This window comes from Corynebacterium breve, assembly GCF_030252165.1.
Classification (GTDB): domain Bacteria; phylum Actinomycetota; class Actinomycetes; order Mycobacteriales; family Mycobacteriaceae; genus Corynebacterium; species Corynebacterium breve.
The window spans coordinates 252,689-270,095 of the sequence record NZ_CP126969.1; the positions used below are offsets into that span (position 1 = coordinate 252,689).

A 17,407-nucleotide genomic window follows, 5' to 3' on the forward strand; every position below is an offset into this window, starting at 1 on the left:
TTCCTACATCTAAGTTAAGGAACCAAAAATGGCCAAGAAGTCCAAGGCATACACCGAGGCTCTCGCTAAGGTTGACCGCGAGAAGCTGTACCACCCGCTCGAGGCAGTCACCCTTGCGAAGGAGACCTCCTCTAAGAACTACGACGCTTCCATCGACGTTGCAATGCGTCTCAGCGTAGACCCACGTAAGGCTGACCAGCTTGTTCGTGGCACCGTATCCCTGCCTAACGGCACCGGTAAGACCGTCCGCGTTGCTGTTTTCGCTGAAGGCGAGAAGGCTACCGCAGCTGAGGAAGCTGGCGCAGACATCGTTGGTACCGACAAGCTGATCGAGCAGATCAACGAAGGCACCATCGACTTCGATGTTGCAATCGCTACCCCAGACCAGATGGCTAAGGTCGGCCGCGTTGCGCGTGTCCTGGGCCCTCGTGGTCTGATGCCTAACCCTAAGACCGGCACCGTCACCCCTGACGTTGCAAAGGCTATCCAGGACGTCAAGGGCGGCAAGATCTCCTTCCGCGTTGACAAGGCGTCCAACCTGCATGCTCTGATCGGCAAGGCATCGTTCACCCCTGAGCAGCTGGCTGAGAACTACGGCGCGCTCCTCGATGAGATTCTGCGTTTGAAGCCATCCTCCGCGAAGGGTGTTTACCTGAAGAAGATTGCTGTTTCTTCGACCAACGGCCCAGGCGTCCTCGTGGATACCTCCGTTCAGAAGAACTACGCAGCAAAGCCTGAGTAAGGCTTTTACAACAAAGTTGCCCCGCCTCGTGCGGGGCTTCTTTTTGCCTTCCAGTTGCCGGTATTCCGTAATTCTGGGATACTAACGCTATGGAATTACGGAAAACAGGCAAAAGTGCAGGTACGAGGCTGGCGGTTGTGCTGGCCTGCATCGCACTGGCCAGCGTAGTGATGTTTATCGTCAGCCCACCCGCCCGCTTATCGACGACCCGCACCGGCGAGCCAGAAATAGCCGAGTTGTTGCGAAAGCACGCCGGTTGGGGGCACAACAACCTATCGGCCTTCATTCTTGTCGATGGGCGCGTGCGTTACGGGGGACTGGGTTCCGATCAAGCCACGGAATTTGAAATCGCTTCGGTAACAAAGACCTTCAATGGAGAACTCCTAGACCAAGCCGTTGAGCGTGGCGACGTGGCCTACACAACTACCGTGGCGGACATCATCGGAGAGCGCGCTGTAGATTCCGAGCTCGCTGATGTGACGTTGGAGGAACTTGCAACGCACACCGCAGGGCTACCTCGCCTGGGGAAAACGAAGCTACGCAACGCTGTGGCGATGGTGATCGGGGCCAATCCTTACGTGGGGGAAGACACCGACTATGTTATGGACCAGGCACTTCGTGCCAAGTTGACCGATAGAGGTACCGAAAATTACTCCAACCTGGGCCATGCGGTCCTCGGGCACTTGCTCGCCGAGAATGCCCAGCTAGCCTATCCAGAACTTCTGCAACGCGACATCCTCACACCACTTGAAATGCACTCGACCTACGTTGCGTTGCCGGGAACCGTCGGACCTGAGGCGCCACGGGGCGTGTGGGCGTCGGGCCGCAGTGTCGAGGCATGGGAGCAGGAAGGCTACGCCCCTGCCGGGGCACTGCGCTCGACGCCGGAAGATATGGCCAAGTATGCCCAGGCGATCGTCGATAAGCACGATCCGAATGCGGTATGGGTGAAGGAGGACAACGGCACCTTCTGGCACAACGGGGCGAGCTTCGGCTTTACCAATGACCTGATCATCGATCCTGCATCCGGCACCGCCGTCTACGTCGCAGGGGACACGGGTAGCAGAGTGAACTACTTGGCAGAGGACTTACTCAAAGCTGTTCAAGAGGGGGGACTGTAATGTTTACCTGGCAACGATGCGCCGCATTGGGCACAGACCTGCTCTTCCTGGCTGCGATAACAAACGCATTGGCAAACTTCGTGATCGGTGGCGCGGCTGCCCACAGCTACTGGGTGCTGCTCATGTTTGTATTTTCGTTCTGGTTAATTCGCTCTGGCATGCAGGTGCTGTTCGGGGGATCGCTTGGGCAGCTGATGACCAAAGTGCGCATCCACAAACCGCTGAGCAGGACTCAAGCGCTTCTGCGTAATTCGTGGATTTTGCTCTACACCATCCCCACGATTGGGCCGTGGCTGACCGTCGCAGTGATAGCGGTGCTGTTCGGCGCGGTCCTCATCGATCCAGACCGTCGCGGATTACATGATCGCGTCGCAGGTACAGAGGTATTTCTAGCAAATAAATAAGTATGAAACAATCAACACATGGCTACCGATGAACAACTTTCTGCTCTTGAGTCCCGCATCGAGCAGCTAGAGAAACGCGTCGCCGACCTCGAATCCGATCCCAACGCACCGCACGACGCTATCGCCACCGGTCGCATCGTGTTCGGCGGCGAACTGGAAATAGGCGGCGGAAACATCACCTACTCCTGGGAGCGCCCGGCCTGGTTCCTTACCGGCGACGCCTGGGAGCCTTCGTTTCAACGCATTGCCGCACTCGCTAGTCCTATTCGCGCCCACGTGCTGCGCAGGCTAGTGGAAAAGCCGGCTACGGTCGCGGAGCTTGTCGACGATGGCGTGTTCACCTCTACCGGCAAGGCCTACCACCACCTCAACGATTTGCTCAAGGCCGGATGGCTGGAAAAAGACGCGCAAGGCAAGCATTCGGTCCCTCCCGCGAGGATCGTGCCACTCATGGTGATCGCTGCCGCTGGAGAGGATCACTAGCCAGCCGTTAGCGGAGATGAAGAACTCCTCACCGAAAGTTCACGTTGATATCATCTTCTCCTGCCATGATGATCCATAGTGGTTATCAGTACAAGGGAAGCGACATCACATGAGTGACCAACTCCGCGCCGTCATCGTCGGTTCAGGCCCTAACGGTCTCACGGCCGCCGCACGCCTTGCCACCGCTGGCTGGGAAGTTGACGTCTACGAGCGCGCAGACTCCATCGGAGGGGCAGCCGCCTCGACGAGCACGACGTTTAGCAACGATGCCATTGTCGATCTCGGAGCCGCCGGCCACCCGTTCGGGGTCGCAAGCCCCGCCTTCCGCTCGCTCGATCTGGAGCAGCACGGCTTGGAGTGGGTGACAGCGCCATATGAGATGGCGCACCCGCTTGTCGACGACGACACCGCCTTCCTGTCCAATTCCCTTGAGGAAACGGCTGCGTCACTGGGCGAAGATGCTCAAGCATGGAAACGCCTGCATGGCCCCACCGTTTCCCATATCGATCAACACCTAGAGAACTTCCTCGGACCCATCCTCCGCTGGCCCAACCATCCGCTGCGCATGGTGCAATTCGGCCCGCCAGCGCTTCTTCCCGCCAGTGTCTTAGGAAAAGCGCTATTTACAACGGAGCGAGCCCGCGCTCTCCTCGCTGGCAGCGCCGTCCACGCCATCGCATCCCCGGCGAAGCCATGTACTGGTGCTTTCGGCATGCTGTTCGGGGGTCTCGGAATGACGCGTGGCTGGCCCGTAGCCAGAGGCGGAACCCAGGCGATCGTCGATGCGCTCAGTTCCGTGATTACCTTGAATGGCGGAAAGCTCCACACTGGCAGGGAAGTAACAGACTTGCGCGAGCTGCCGCCGGCGGATGCCACCGTACTTAACCTCACCCCACGCCAGATCCTCCGGTTGCGTGGCACGGACCTGCCGGATGCGAAGAAGCGCCAACTCGGTCGGTGGAAATATGGCACCGCGACGTACAAGGTCGACTTTCTCTTAAGCGAGCCGGTGCCGTGGACTGATCCGCGCGTCGGCCAGGCCGGTACCGTCCACTTGGGCGGCAAAATAGAAGAGATTGCCTTCGCCGAAGATGAAGCTGCAGCTGGGCGAATGCCCGAGCGCCCCTTTGTGATGGCCTGCCAGCAGTTTGCCGCGGATCCTTCCCGAGGCCTCACCTTGTGGACCTACGCCCATGTCCCACACGGGTACGTCGAAAAGCACCCTAACGAGGTGCGTGATGCCATCATCAATCAGATCGAGAGGTTCGCGCCGGGGTTCCGCGACACCATCGTCGCGGCAGAAGACACCAGCCCCGCCGCGCTCGAGGACTGGAACCCCAATCTAGTGGGAGGCGACATCGCCGGCGGATCTATGAGCGGGGCGCAGGTGCTTCTTCGCCCAGGCCTAGCGCTGCGGCCTCACCGTCTTCGCCGCGGCCTATATCTGGCCAGCGCCTCCACTCCGCCGGGTGCCGGAGTCCACGGAATGCCGGGGTGGTGGGCCGCCCACGAAGCGATGGTCGACCACAAGCGCACTCTTTAGAACCGATTCCCCTACAACTTCACCGAGGATGATTCCATTGGTCCCTATCACCGAACGAGACTGGCTCGCGCTCGGCGCATACGGAGCGATCACCGCAGTTCTGCTCAGCCCGCTGCGCCACTACGTCGGCCCGCTGGAACAGGTAAACAAAAAGAAAAACGACAACGACTCTTTCCCTCTTTCTACCTACCCAATGTTCTCCGCTTATCGACGAGGGCGTATCACAGTGCCCCACGTTATCGGAATCACCGACACTGGGGAACGAGTAAACCTCCACTACTCCCACTTCGGATTGGGGGGACTCAATCAAACGCGTCGGCAGTTGTCCAAGATGTTGAAAAAGAAGCGAGGCGTCGAGGTCGCGCAGACCTACGCCGACGCTCTGGCCGTCAAGCCTCGTTCCAATGAGCGTGACGTGATTGAAGTACACGTGGTGCGTTCCCGCTTTGTGTTCGACGACTACTTCAACGGTGACAAATCTCCCCAAGCTGAATCCCTTCACGCCACCTGTCTCGTGGGTGGTCGAGCTAAACCGGCTCAGGGTGCACCTCTGCCGAAGTTCCCGGGAGGTAACTAGATGACTCTCATGCCTCGTCTCGTAGATACTCTGCGTCCGACTTCCCGTGCAACGCGGCCGGCAGTTTTGCGCATCGGGGTCAATGGGTTCTCGGCAGTGCATAATGCGATTCGTCGCCCGATTTTGCGCGATTTACACCGCCAGCCGAAGAACCGCTTCCACCCAGTCGGGGTGTGTCGAATACTGGACAAGCCCCTCGAGCCCGAGGTAGCAGACGGACTTTTCGACGCAGCACAGATCACAAATGCCCTTGTTGTCCTGGGGCTCGCACACAAAATCACCGGCCCGGCGAATGCGCTCTTACAGCTCTGGACCATCACGTACCGCAACTCATTCGGCATGATTTTGCACAACGACAACATGCTGGTGCTACAGCAAGCAGCAACATGTCTCGGGCCGAGCGCGGATGCCCTGTCTGTTGACTCTTGGCGCAAGTACCAAACCCTGGTGCCGAACAAGAAGTCTCGCGACTATGGCGGAATTGCCACGGCCGCCAACATTGCCGCAGTGGTGGTGTACTTTATTTCCGGTGTGGCCAAGGTACGCAGCGACTACGGGTGGAGCTGGGCCAGTGGAACTGCACTGCGCGAACAGATCGCCGCCGATGCCTTAAGAAAAGAGGTATTCGGGACCACGCCACCCGAACATGCGGAGACGCTCTATCAAGCAAAGGGGCCGATTGGGGTACTGGCAACCGGAGCCCTCGCCGTCGAGCTGCTCGCCCCCGTAGCATTGCTGGACCGCAAGATCGGTGCGGCGTTCGCGTTGGCTGCAGCGTCGATGCACTGGGGGATCCGCTTTGTCATGGGCATCAAATTCAATTTCAACCTGTCTGGACTGTCGTACCTTGGGTTCCTTCCCATCGGGGTAGCGCGATGATCATGGATCTGCTCAGGCCCCTAGCCCGCGCAGAGCGCCCGGCAATCCTCCGCATCGGGATCACCGCTTACCAGGGTCTTTATAACTATCGACGACGCGCGACCATGCGAAGCGTCCATCGACAGCCGGAGAACCGCTTTAGTCCGGTAGGGATCTGTTCAGTACTGCACAAGCCGTTAAAACCCTCGTTTGCCGATGCCCTCTATGACGTGGCCCAAGCCACAAACGCCATGGCTCTTGTTGGCGTGGGGTACAAAGTGGTCGGGCCTCTCAACGCCCTACTGCAACTGTGGAATATGAGCTACCGCAACTCCTTCGGGCACATGACTCACTCGGTGCATTTGCTGGCGACTCAACAGCTGATCGTCGGATTCTCGCCGGCTGCCGATGCGCTGTCAGTCGATTCGGTAATCAGGAACAAATGCTTGTTGCCGAAAAAGTACTCTCGGGCGTATGGGGGAGTACCTACAGCCGTCAATCTTGCAGCTACGGCGATGTATCTGATTTCCGGGGTGGCCAAAGTGCGCAGCGACTATGGGTGGGGCTGGGCAGGGGGCACGGCACTGCGCGAGCAAGTGGCAGCCGATGCGATCCGCAAGGAAGTCCTTGGCGGTGAAGCAGGACGTCTCGCTCAGCCGATCTACCAAGCAAAGGACGCAGTGGGGCTTCTGGGAGTCGGTGCTCTTGCGATTGAGCTGGGTGCGCCTTTGGCTCTGACAAATAGGAAACTCGGACAGGCATTCGCCTTGGCGGCATGGGCGATGCATTGGGGTATCGCCACAGTGATGGGGATCAAGTTCAAGTACAACATGTCCGGTATCCCGTACCTAGGTTACTTTCCGATTGGGCCAGTCGTCGCAAAGCAAAAGTAAGCGATTTGGTTTTCGTCGATAAGCATTGTTATAGTTGCCGACGAAGTTTGAATGGGCCCTAAGAGCCCAAGCTCAAGTTTCACCGAAGACCGTCGGTCATCCTGCAAGACAGGATCGAAGGACTCCCAACCAGGAGCGACCCACGCAGGAGAAACGTGGCAAAACACTTGTGTGTGCCTCGTGCTTCTGCACGAGGCTTTTTGTTTGCGCAAAAGGCCTCGGCGGATCAAAACCAATGAAGCATTTGGAAGGAGGCGTGTGAAGATGGCAAACCCAAAGAATACTGCAGAACTCGCAGCACTCAAGGAGAAGTTTGAAGGAGCCAGCTCCGTTGTACTGACCGAGTACCGCGGCCTGACTGTCTCTCAGCTCCAGGAGCTACGCGGAGAGCTGGGCTTTGATGTCGAACTCCACGTCGCCAAGAACACCCTCGTCAAGATCGCTGCTAACGAGAATGGCATTGAGGGTCTCGATGATCTTCTGACCGGACCAACCGCTGTCGCCTTCATCAAGGGTGAAGCAGTTGACGCCGCGAAGGTCATGAAGAAGTTCGCCAAGGACAATGACAAGTTCATCGTCAAGGGCGGCTACATGGATGGCAATACGCTGACTGCTGATGATGTCAGTGCTATCGCCGAGATGGACAACCGCGAGACCACTCTTGCCAAGATCGCTGGCGCTTTCCAGGGCTCCTTGGCCAAGGCTGCTGGCCTGTTCCAGGCACCTGCATCCAAGACTGCACGTCTGGTTGCTGCGCTGCAGGACAAGCAAGAAGCTGCATAAAACAAGAAGTACATACACAACAAATACTTATTTCAGGCCAGCAACGAATTGCTGCCTGATACAGAAAGGAAGCCATCATGGCTAAGCTCACCAAGGACGAGCTCATTGAGCAGTTCAAGGAAATGACCCTCATCGAGCTCTCTGAGTTCCTCAAGGAATTCGAAGAGGTCTTCGACGTAACCGCTGCTGCTCCAGTTGCTGTTGCAGCTGCAGGCGCACCTGCTGCTGGCGGCGAAGCTGCTGCAGAGGAGAAGGACGAGTTCGACGTTGTCCTGACCGCTGCTGGCGACAAGAAGATCGGCGTCATTAAGGCTGTCCGCGAAATCGTTTCCGGCCTGGGTCTGAAGGACGCAAAGGAAATGGTTGAGTCCGCACCTAAGGCTATCCTCGAGGGCGCGAACAAGGAAGACGCAGAAGCTGCAAAGGAAAAGCTCGAAGCAGCTGGCGCATCTGTCGAGCTGAAGTAATTCAGGCGGCATAAAGAAGTCTTCACAAACTTCGACGGCCCCCGTCATCGCGACCATGCGGTGACGGGGGTTTCGTCTTCCTTAAACCAACCCTTGTAGACTTCCCCATATGCTTCCAAAGTCCCGCCTCTTTTCTGCACTACTAGTCGGCCTCGGCGTTGCCCTGATCGTCGCTGGACTCGTCGCACCCCGCTTCCTGCTTGGCGACGGACGCTTTCCCCTGGACTTGGAAAACACCACATACACGCTTGTCGACGACGACGCGCGCTTCGAAGACGAATCCACTCCCGTCACGCGCCAGATGCACCTGGAAATCCAGAATCCGGCCGACGATGAAATGGTGTCGCTACGCATGGGCAACAGCTTGTTCCACGGTGAGGAAGCGGACCAGCTGGACAACCTAGTCACCGCAGAGACTTGGTCCTGGCAGATGAATCGAGTCACGGGCGACCCGCTGGACTCGGCCTCGTTGTCCTCTGTCATGGTGATGCCTGCAACCAAGGTGGACATGGGCGGCCCGTGGATCAAGCTGCCGGTGGAAAATGATGCCGATGAGGTCAACCTGTTTGACCCCATGCTTCGTCGTACTGCGCCTGCGGTGAGGGAAGGGGAACACCAGCTACTCGGACGCCAGGCCGATAGTTATGCCCAAACCATTGAACCGACGAATCTGGCGCGAGAGTACGCTGCCATGCAGAACACCAAGACTGTAGAGGACGGAGAGGGCAACGCGCAGCAGCTCTACCTCACCTACGAAGCAAAGCGAGTGCTCACCGTCGATCACATCACTGGTTTGGTCATCGGCATCACAGAAGACGTGGACATGTATTACGCAGATGCCGACGGCAACCGGGTAGAAAACTACGTGACCTATGCCGCCGAGACATCTGGGAATGACGCGCGCATGAAGCAATTAGAGCGAGTTGCTTCGCAAGGCACCTCACGAAACGCCACGATTGTGGTGATGACTTTGGGCGGTGTCCTCACCCTGCTCGGACTGATTGGCGCTTTCCGGCCGGAAGGGCGTCGGAAGTCCTAAGCCTCGCCTAAAGCGCGGTACATGCAGCGGAAGGCTGCGAGAGTCTTAGGTACACCGATGTACGGCATCAAATGGACAAAACACTCAGCGACATCTTCCTTCGACATGCCCGCCTGGTTGATTGCGGTCAGAATGTGGCCTTCGAGCTGTGGCTCCGTACCGCCCATCGCTGCCAATGCGGACATTGTCAGCATCTGACGATCGCGAAGTTCTAGACCCTCGCGCTGATAAGTTCCACCAAAGATCCCGCCGACGATGAAATCCGATGCCCCCGGAGCGTACTTGTCAAGCTGCTCCTTGAACCCCTCGCCGGTGCCAGTTTGTTGGATAAAATCTTGCCCTTTGTCCATCGAGAACATTATTTCCACCTCTGTTGAGAATCGTTCGATAAAAAATTCGGCATTGCCGTACATGCGCCACACTAGCAATAAAATGCGAGGTCAGGGCATAAACACGGATGGCACGGGCGGTGACGGGCGCTAAAACGTCGATCGTTGAAGTCCGCAACTTGCCGAGGTTTGTTGCTGCAATTTCATGGATTGGTGCTAGAGTTCCCTGCAATACCGCTTAAGGGCGCTGGACGGCATGCGCTAGAGGGGGAGCGGTAGAAGTTTTTTGGAGTTCCGCCTTTACATCTAGTCGCGTTTGTTATAGGCTATGACGTTGCGCTGGAAGCCGTCTCTAGCGGTAGAAGAAACCTTGTTCATGTGATTTGTAAAAATCCTATTTGACAAGGTGATTTTGTGCTATCTGGGGGCGGATCTTCCACAGCAGACCGAATGCTAATTTATCCAGCGGGAAACCGAAAAATTGTAAAGCCAGAGCAATTTTTTCGGACCCGCGTGAGGTGCTGGAAGGACCCATCTTGGCAGTCTCCCGCCAGACCAAGTCAGTGGCCGAAATCCCCGGAGCCCCGAAGCGGTACTCGTTCGCAAAGATCAGCGAACCGATTGCCGTTCCTGGGCTCCTTGACGTACAGTCCGAATCCTTTTCGTGGCTTGTTGGCACCGCCGAGTGGCGTGAACGTCAACAAGAACTCCGTGGGCCTGACGCTCACGTGACAAGCGGCCTTGAGGATATCCTCGAGGAGCTTTCCCCGATTCAGGACTACTCGGGCAACATGAGCTTGTCGCTCTCTGAACCGCGCTTCGAGCCGGTCAAGTACACCATTGACGAGTGTAAAGACAAAGATATCAACTACTCCGCGCCACTGTACGTGACCGCAGAGTTCATCAACAACGACACCCAAGAGATTAAGTCTCAGACGGTGTTCATCGGCGACTTCCCGCTGATGACAGACAAGGGTACGTTCATTGTGAACGGCACCGAGCGCGTTGTTGTTTCCCAGCTCGTGCGTTCCCCAGGTGTGTACTTCGATGAGACTATCGATAAGTCCACCGAGCGCCCGCTGCACGCAGTGAAGGTCATCCCTTCCCGCGGTGCGTGGCTGGAATTTGACGTGGACAAGCGTGACACCGTCGGTGTCCGTATTGACCGCAAGCGTCGTCAGCCAGTGACTGTCCTTCTGAAGGCACTTGGCTGGACCGAAGCACAGATCACCGAGCGCTTCGGCTTCTCCGAGATTATGATGTCCACCCTCGAGTCCGACGGCGTGGCAAACACGGACGAGGCACTCCTAGAGATCTACCGCAAGCAGCGCCCAGGCGAGCAGCCAACGCGTGATCTTGCACAGTCCCTGTTGGAAAACTCTTTCTTCAAGGCGAAGCGGTACGACCTCGCTCGCGTTGGCCGCTACAAGGTCAACCGCAAGCTCGGCCTCGGTGGCGATCACGATGGGCTGATGACCCTGACCGAAGAGGACATTGCAACCTCTCTGGAGTACTTGGTTCGTTTGCACGCAGGGGAGACCGAGATGACCTCCCCAACCGGCGAGATCATTCCGATCAACACTGACGACATCGACCACTTTGGTAACCGTCGTCTGCGCACCGTCGGCGAGCTGATCCAGAACCAGGTCCGCCTTGGCCTCTCCCGCATGGAGCGTGTCGTGCGTGAGCGCATGACCACTCAGGATGCAGAGTCGATCACCCCGACTTCTCTGATCAACGTTCGTCCAGTTTCGGCTGCTATCCGCGAGTTCTTCGGTACCTCGCAGCTGTCCCAGTTCATGGATCAGAACAACTCGCTATCGGGTCTGACCCACAAGCGCCGTCTGTCCGCACTGGGTCCTGGTGGCCTGTCCCGCGAACGCGCCGGTATTGAAGTTCGAGACGTTCACCCTTCGCACTACGGCCGCATGTGCCCGATTGAGACTCCGGAAGGCCCGAACATTGGTCTGATCGGCGCTCTGTCGTCCTATGCGCGCGTCAACGCGTTCGGTTTCATCGAGACTCCGTACCAGAAGGTAGTGGACGGCAAGCTCACCGATCAGGTGGATTACCTGACCGCTGATGAGGAAGATCGTTACTCCATCGCTGAAGCAGCCACCAAGATGGATGCTGAAGGCAACATCATCGAGGACCGTATCGAGGTCCGCATCAAGGACGGCGACATCGCGGTCACCGACGCTCAGGGCGTCGACTACCTCGATATCTCTCCACGCCAGATGGTCTCTGTGGCTACCGCCATGATTCCGTTCCTTGAGCACGACGATGCTAACCGTGCACTGATGGGTGCGAACATGCAGAAGCAGGCTGTGCCTCTTCTCCGTGCAGAAGCTCCTTATGTCGCAACCGGTATGGAACAGCGCGCCGCATACGACGCAGGCGACCTAGTCATTTCTGAGAAGGCCGGCGTTGTTGAAAACGTTTCCGGCGATCTGATCACCATCATGGATGACGAAGGCCAGCGCGACACCTACCTGCTGCGCACCTACGAGCGCACCAACCAGGGCACCTGCTACAACCAGACCCCACTGGTCAACATGGGCGACCGCGTTGAGGCAGGCCAGGTTATCGCTGACGGTCCAGGTACCAAAAACGGTGAAATGTCCCTCGGACGCAACCTACTCGTGGCGTTTATGCCATGGGAAGGCCACAACTACGAGGACGCGATCATCCTTAACCAGCGTGTTGTCGAAGACGACATCCTGACCTCCGTGCACATCGAAGAGCACGAGATCGATGCTCGTGACACCAAGCTCGGTGCAGAAGAGATCACCCGCGAGATTCCAAACGTTTCCGAAGATGTCCTCAAGGACCTCGACGAGCGCGGTATCGTTCGCATCGGTGCAGACGTCCGTGACGGCGACATCCTCGTCGGCAAGGTCACCCCGAAGGGCGAGACCGAGCTGACCCCAGAAGAGCGCTTGCTGCGCGCGATCTTCGGTGAGAAAGCTCGCGAGGTTCGCGATACTTCCCTGAAGGTGCCACACGGCGAGACCGGAAAGGTCATTGCAGTCCGTCGCTTCTCCCGCGAGGACGACGACGATCTGAGCCCAGGCGTTAACGAGATGATCCGCGTATACGTCGCCCAAAAGCGCAAGATCCAAGACGGCGACAAGATGGCTGGACGTCACGGCAACAAGGGTGTTGTCGGCAAGATTCTTCCACAGGAAGATATGCCATTCATGGCAGACGGCACCCCAGTGGACATCATCTTGAACACCCACGGTGTTCCACGTCGTATGAACATTGGTCAGGTTCTTGAAGTCCACTTGGGCTGGCTGGCCAAGGCTGGCTGGACCGTCAACCCAGACGATCCTGCAAACGCAGCGCTGCTGGAAACCCTCCCTGAGGCGCTTTACGATGTCCCACCAGAGTCGCTCACCGCAACCCCAGTGTTTGACGGCGCGACCAACGAGGAGATCGCAGGCCTGCTGGCGAACACCAAGCCAAACCGCGATGGTGACGTCATGGTGGACCCAGACGGCAAGACCATCCTTCTCGATGGCCGCTCCGGTGAGCCATTCCCATACCCAGTGTCGATCGGCTACATGTACATGCTGAAGCTGCACCACTTGGTTGATGAGAAGATCCACGCTCGTTCCACCGGTCCTTACTCCATGATTACCCAGCAGCCACTGGGTGGTAAGGCACAGTTCGGTGGCCAGCGCTTTGGTGAAATGGAGGTGTGGGCAATGCAGGCATACGGCGCTGCCTACACACTGCAGGAGCTGCTTACGATCAAGTCTGATGACGTGGTCGGACGTGTAAAGGTTTACGAAGCCATCGTCAAGGGCGACAACATCCCTGACCCGGGCATCCCAGAGTCCTTCAAGGTCTTGCTCAAGGAGCTCCAGTCGCTCTGCCTCAACGTTGAGGTTCTTGCGGCTGATGGCACCGCCATGGAGCTTGACGGCGACGACGATGATGACCACGCAGGTTCCTCCCTGGGCATCAACCTGTCGCGCGACGAAGGTGCCTCCGCGGATACCGCATAACGCCAGGCCCAGGGGGTCGTCGATAAGCATCGTGCTTGACGACGACCGCCTGGAGCAACGACTAACTGATCTTTTTCACACATCGATCCTCCCAGCCGGGAGGTGAAAGGAATTTACGTGTTTGACGTAAACCTCTTCGACGAGCTCCGCATCGGCCTGGCCACTGCCGACGACATCCGACGTTGGTCCCATGGCGAGGTTAAGAAGCCTGAGACCATCAACTACCGCACCTTGAAGCCAGAAAAGGACGGCCTTTTCTGCGAGCGTATCTTCGGCCCTACCCGTGACTGGGAATGTGCTTGTGGCAAGTACAAGCGTGTCCGCTACAAGGGCATCATCTGCGAGCGCTGTGGCGTCGAGGTGACCAAGTCCAAGGTGCGTCGTGAGCGCATGGGTCACATTGAGCTCGCCGCTCCAGTGACCCACATCTGGTACTTCAAGGGTGTCCCATCTCGCTTGGGCTACCTGCTGGACCTTGCTCCGAAGGACCTTGAGCGCATCATCTACTTTGCTGCGAACATCATCACCAGTGTTGATGAAGAAGCACGTCATGCCGACATGTCCACTCTCGAGGCAGAAATGATCCTTGAGAAGAAGGAAGTCGAAGCTGAAGTCGAGTCCGACATCGCTGAGCGTGCGCAGAAGCTTGAGGAAGACCTCGCTGAGCTCGAAGCTGCCGGCGCTAAAGCCGATGCGCGCAACAAGGTGCAAAAGGCTGCCGATAAGGAAATGAGCAACATGCGCTCCGCGGGTGAGCGCGAAGTTGAGCGTCTAGATGAAATCTGGAGCACCTTTGTCAAGCTTGCTCCAAAGCAGATGATCATCGACGAGAACCTGTACGAGGAACTCGTAGACCGCTACGAGGACTACTTCACCGGCGGCATGGGCGCGGAAGCAATCCAGACCCTGATCCGCAACTTCGACCTTGATGCGGAAGCAGAAGAGCTCAACACCATCATCGCTGAGGGCAAGGGTCAGAAGAAGATGCGCGCCCTGAAGCGTCTTAAGGTTGTTGCTGCGTTCCAGCGTTCCGGCAACGACCCAGCTGGCATGGTCCTTGATTGCATTCCGGTGATCCCACCAGAGCTGCGCCCAATGGTGCAGCTTGATGGTGGTCGTTTTGCAACCTCCGACCTCAACGACCTCTACCGCCGCGTAATCAACCGCAACAATCGTCTGAAGCGCATGATCGACCTGGGTGCCCCAGAGATCATCGTGAACAACGAGAAGCGCATGCTGCAGGAATCTGTTGACGCGCTGTTCGACAACGGTCGTCGTGGACGCCCGGTCACCGGTCCTGGCAACCGTCCTTTGAAGTCCCTCTCGGACCTTCTCAAGGGCAAGCAGGGTCGTTTCCGTCAAAACCTTTTGGGTAAGCGTGTTGACTACTCCGGCCGTTCCGTCATCATTGTCGGTCCTCAGCTGCAGCTGCACGAGTGTGGCTTGCCGAAGTTGATGGCTCTGGAGCTGTTCAAGCCATTCGTGATGAAGCGTCTGGTTGACAACGACTACGCGCAGAACATCAAGAGCGCAAAGCGCATGGTTGAGCGTCAGCGACCAGAGGTATGGGACGTTCTGGAAGAGGCAATTTCCGAGCACCCAGTTCTTCTGAACCGTGCACCGACCCTGCACCGTCTGGGTATCCAGGCATTTGAGCCAAAGCTTGTCGAGGGCAAGGCGATCCAGCTGCACCCGCTGGCATGTGAAGCTTTCAACGCTGACTTCGACGGCGACCAAATGGCTGTTCACCTGCCATTGTCGGCAGAGGCACAGGCTGAGGCACGCGTCCTCATGCTGTCCTCGAACAACATTTTGTCCCCGGCATCCGGTAAGCCACTGGCAATGCCGCGCCTGGACATGGTCACCGGCCTGTACTTCCTCACCATGAAGAAGACAGAGAGCGAAATCGGTGGCCAGGGCGCGTACAAGCCTGCCGACGAGACCGGTCCTGCAACCGGCGTGTACTCCTCCCACCGTGAGGCCATCATGGCCTACGATCGTGGAGTGCTCGGCCTGCAGGCACCAATTCAGGTTCGTCTGGATCACCTGCGTCCAACGCCGGAGATCGAAGCAGAGCAGTTCCCCGACGGTTGGGAAAAGGGCCAGTCCTGGATGCTCGAAACTACCTTGGGCCGCATCATGTTCAACGAACTGATGCCGTACAACTTCCCTTACCAGGAAGGCGCGATGGTCCGTAAGGGCGGCGGCAACGATAAGGTCCTCTTGGGTGACATCATTTCCGCAATGGTGGAAAAGTACCCAATGATCACCGTCTCCCAGACCTTGGACAAGCTCAAGGACGCAGGCTTCTACTGGGCTACCCGCTCCGGTGTGACCATCTCTATGTCCGACGTTATCGTTTTGCCTAACAAGACTGAGATCTTGGAGGAGTACGAGAAGGAAGCAGAAGAGATCGAGCGCAAGTTCTGGGAGAAGGGTGCTCTTACCGAAGAGAACCGCTACGACCGTCTCGTTGAGCTGTGGCAGGACGCAACCAACAAGGTTGGTCAGGCTGTCGAGGATCTGTACCCAGACGACAACCCAATTCCGATGATCGTGAAGTCCGGTGCGGCCGGTAACATGCGTCAGATTTGGACCCTGGCAGGTATGAAGGGCATGGTTGTGAACTCGCGTGGTGAGTACATCACCCGCCCGATCAAGACCTCCTTCCGCGAAGGCCTGTCCGTTCTTGAGTACTTCAACAACTCGCACGGTTCCCGTAAGGGCTTGGCCGATACCGCGCTGCGTACCGCCGACTCCGGTTACCTCACCCGTCGTCTTGTCGACGTGGCACAGGACGTTATCGTCCGCGAAGACGATTGTGGCACCCGCCAGGGCGTCCGCGTTCCAGTCGCTGAGCGCGTTGGCGACAAGTGGGTACGCCACGATCTGGTCGAGACCTCTGTTTCTGGCCGCGTCGTGGCAACCGATGTCAAGGACGCGGAAGGCGCCGTTATCTTCGAGGCAGGCACCGATCTGACCGAAGAGCGCATCGACACCCTGGTTGAAAAGGGCATCGAGCAGGTGAAGGTCCGCTCCGTACTGACATGCCAGACGACCACTGGTGTGTGTGCAAAGTGCTACGGCAAGTCCATGGCTTCCGGCCACCTTGTCGATATCGGCGAGGCAGTCGGCATCGTTGCTGCTCAGTCCATTGGTGAGCCTGGTACCCAGCTGACAATGCGTACCTTCCACCAGGGTGGTGTCGGTGGCGACATTACCGGTGGTCTGCCACGTGTTCAGGAGCTGTTCGAGGCACGTGTACCAAAGAACCGTGCACCGATCGCTTCCGTCGCTGGCACCATTTCGCTTTCCGACGAAGGCAACTTCTGGACCCTTACCATCACCCCAGATGACGGATCCGACGATGTTGTCTATGAGAAGCTGTCCAAGCGTCAGGGCCTCGCACAGGTTCGTCGCCCAATGGAATCCAACCCAGAGGCGATGATTGAGCGATCCCTGCGCGAAGGTGACCGTGTTGAGGTAGGCGACCGCCTGCTGCGTGGTGCGGCCGATCCTCATGACGTCTTGGAGATTTTGGGCCGTCGTGGTGTTGAAAAGCACCTTATCGACGAAGTTCAGGCTGTTTACCGCACCCAGGGTGTATCGATCCACGATAAGCACATCGAGATCATCATCCGCCAGATGCTGCGTCGCGGTACCGTCATCGATGCTGGTTCGACCACCTACCTGCCAGGCACCCTGGCAGACCTTGGTGAAGCGAAGCACATCAACTCTGCTGCTGTCGCAGAAGGTGGCCAACCGGCTGAGCTGCGTTCCGAGATCATGGGTATTACGAAGGCGTCGCTGGCGACCGAGTCGTGGCTGTCTGCTGCGTCCTTCCAGGAGACCACTCGCGTTCTGACTGACGCTGCGATTAACAAGCGCTCTGACCAGTTGATCGGTCTGAAGGAGAACGTGATCATCGGTAAGCTGATCCCGGCTGGTACCGGCATCTCGCGTTACCGCAATATCTCCGTCAAGCCGACCGAGGCAGCGCGTTCCGCGGCTTACTCGATCCCGAGCTTCGGCGATTCCATCTACGGTGACGATGGCTACGGTGAATTCACCGGTGCGTCCGTCCCACTGGATGAGTACGGTTTCGACCAACTGTAGTCAGCAGGTCCTTCTGGCTTAGGTCTGCTGCAACAGAAG

The 17,407-nt window shown here is 57.7% G+C and carries 14 protein-coding genes; 13 read left to right on the forward strand and 1 reads right to left on the reverse strand.

Translation table 11 applies throughout. The features are described 5' to 3' along the window. Nucleotides 1-28: 28 nt before the first annotated feature. The 11 genes from rplA (at nucleotide 29) to pgfA (ending at nucleotide 8,910) form a co-directional block, all read left to right on the forward strand. On the forward strand, nucleotides 29-742 hold the full coding sequence (rplA, locus tag QP027_RS01265; RefSeq protein WP_284825379.1) for a 50S ribosomal protein L1: 714 nt from the start codon (nucleotides 29-31) through the stop codon (nucleotides 740-742). A gap of 137 nt (nucleotides 743-879) precedes the next feature. Beyond that, a complete protein-coding gene (locus QP027_RS01270; RefSeq protein ID WP_284825380.1) occupies nucleotides 880-1,863 on the forward strand; it encodes a serine hydrolase domain-containing protein in 984 nt (327 codons plus the stop codon). Continuing rightward, nucleotides 1,863-2,267 carry an RDD family protein gene (locus QP027_RS01275; RefSeq protein ID WP_284825381.1) on the forward strand — a complete coding sequence of 135 codons (405 nt, stop codon included), beginning with the start codon at nucleotides 1,863-1,865 and terminating at the stop codon, nucleotides 2,265-2,267. The genes QP027_RS01270 and QP027_RS01275 overlap by 1 nt, the downstream gene beginning before the upstream one ends. Nucleotides 2,268-2,285: 18 nt before the next feature. Further along, complete coding sequence (locus QP027_RS01280) at nucleotides 2,286-2,750, forward strand: winged helix-turn-helix domain-containing protein (RefSeq protein WP_284825382.1); 465 nt, start codon at nucleotides 2,286-2,288, stop codon at nucleotides 2,748-2,750. A gap of 109 nt (nucleotides 2,751-2,859) precedes the next feature. Beyond that, nucleotides 2,860-4,293 (forward strand): phytoene desaturase family protein, encoded by a 1,434-nt coding sequence (locus QP027_RS01285; RefSeq protein ID WP_284825383.1) that lies wholly within the window; start codon nucleotides 2,860-2,862, stop codon nucleotides 4,291-4,293. A 37-nt stretch (nucleotides 4,294-4,330) separates the two neighbouring features. Continuing rightward, nucleotides 4,331-4,870, forward strand: a complete 540-nt coding sequence (locus tag QP027_RS01290; RefSeq protein ID WP_284825384.1) for a hypothetical protein — start codon at nucleotides 4,331-4,333, stop codon at nucleotides 4,868-4,870. Beyond that, nucleotides 4,871-5,749, forward strand: a complete 879-nt coding sequence (locus tag QP027_RS01295; RefSeq protein ID WP_284825385.1) for an HTTM domain-containing protein — start codon at nucleotides 4,871-4,873, stop codon at nucleotides 5,747-5,749. Between the two features lie 2 nt (nucleotides 5,750-5,751). Then, nucleotides 5,752-6,621, forward strand: coding sequence for a hypothetical protein (locus QP027_RS01300; protein WP_284825386.1), 870 nt, complete (start codon nucleotides 5,752-5,754; stop codon nucleotides 6,619-6,621). A gap of 264 nt (nucleotides 6,622-6,885) precedes the next feature. Further along, complete coding sequence (rplJ, locus tag QP027_RS01305) at nucleotides 6,886-7,404, forward strand: 50S ribosomal protein L10 (RefSeq protein ID WP_284825387.1); 519 nt, start codon at nucleotides 6,886-6,888, stop codon at nucleotides 7,402-7,404. Between the two features lie 77 nt (nucleotides 7,405-7,481). Then, complete coding sequence (rplL, locus tag QP027_RS01310; protein WP_284825388.1) at nucleotides 7,482-7,871, forward strand: 50S ribosomal protein L7/L12; 390 nt, start codon at nucleotides 7,482-7,484, stop codon at nucleotides 7,869-7,871. 109 nt (nucleotides 7,872-7,980) lie between these two features. Next, entirely contained in the window at nucleotides 7,981-8,910 is a 930-nt protein-coding gene (gene pgfA / locus QP027_RS01315) for a cell envelope lipid trafficking protein PgfA (RefSeq protein WP_284825389.1), read from the forward strand. Here pgfA and QP027_RS01320 read toward each other — a convergent pair. Beyond that, complete coding sequence (locus QP027_RS01320; protein ID WP_432418600.1) at nucleotides 8,907-9,269, reverse strand: carboxymuconolactone decarboxylase family protein; 363 nt, start codon at nucleotides 9,267-9,269, stop codon at nucleotides 8,907-8,909. The two genes, pgfA and QP027_RS01320, sit on opposite strands and share 4 nt — an antisense overlap. Nucleotides 9,270-9,757: 488 nt before the next feature. Between QP027_RS01320 and rpoB the strand changes: the two genes are divergently transcribed. Together rpoB and QP027_RS01330 are read left to right on the forward strand one after the other, a co-directional pair. Next, nucleotides 9,758-13,252: a DNA-directed RNA polymerase subunit beta gene (gene rpoB / locus QP027_RS01325; RefSeq protein ID WP_284825390.1), complete on the forward strand. Its 3,495-nt coding sequence runs from the start codon at nucleotides 9,758-9,760 to the stop codon at nucleotides 13,250-13,252. A 117-nt stretch (nucleotides 13,253-13,369) separates the two neighbouring features. Then, the gene (locus QP027_RS01330; RefSeq protein ID WP_284825391.1) at nucleotides 13,370-17,368 is read left to right on the forward strand and encodes a DNA-directed RNA polymerase subunit beta'; all 3,999 of its coding nucleotides are present in this window, start codon (nucleotides 13,370-13,372) and stop codon (nucleotides 17,366-17,368) included. Nucleotides 17,369-17,407 lie beyond the last annotated feature (39 nt).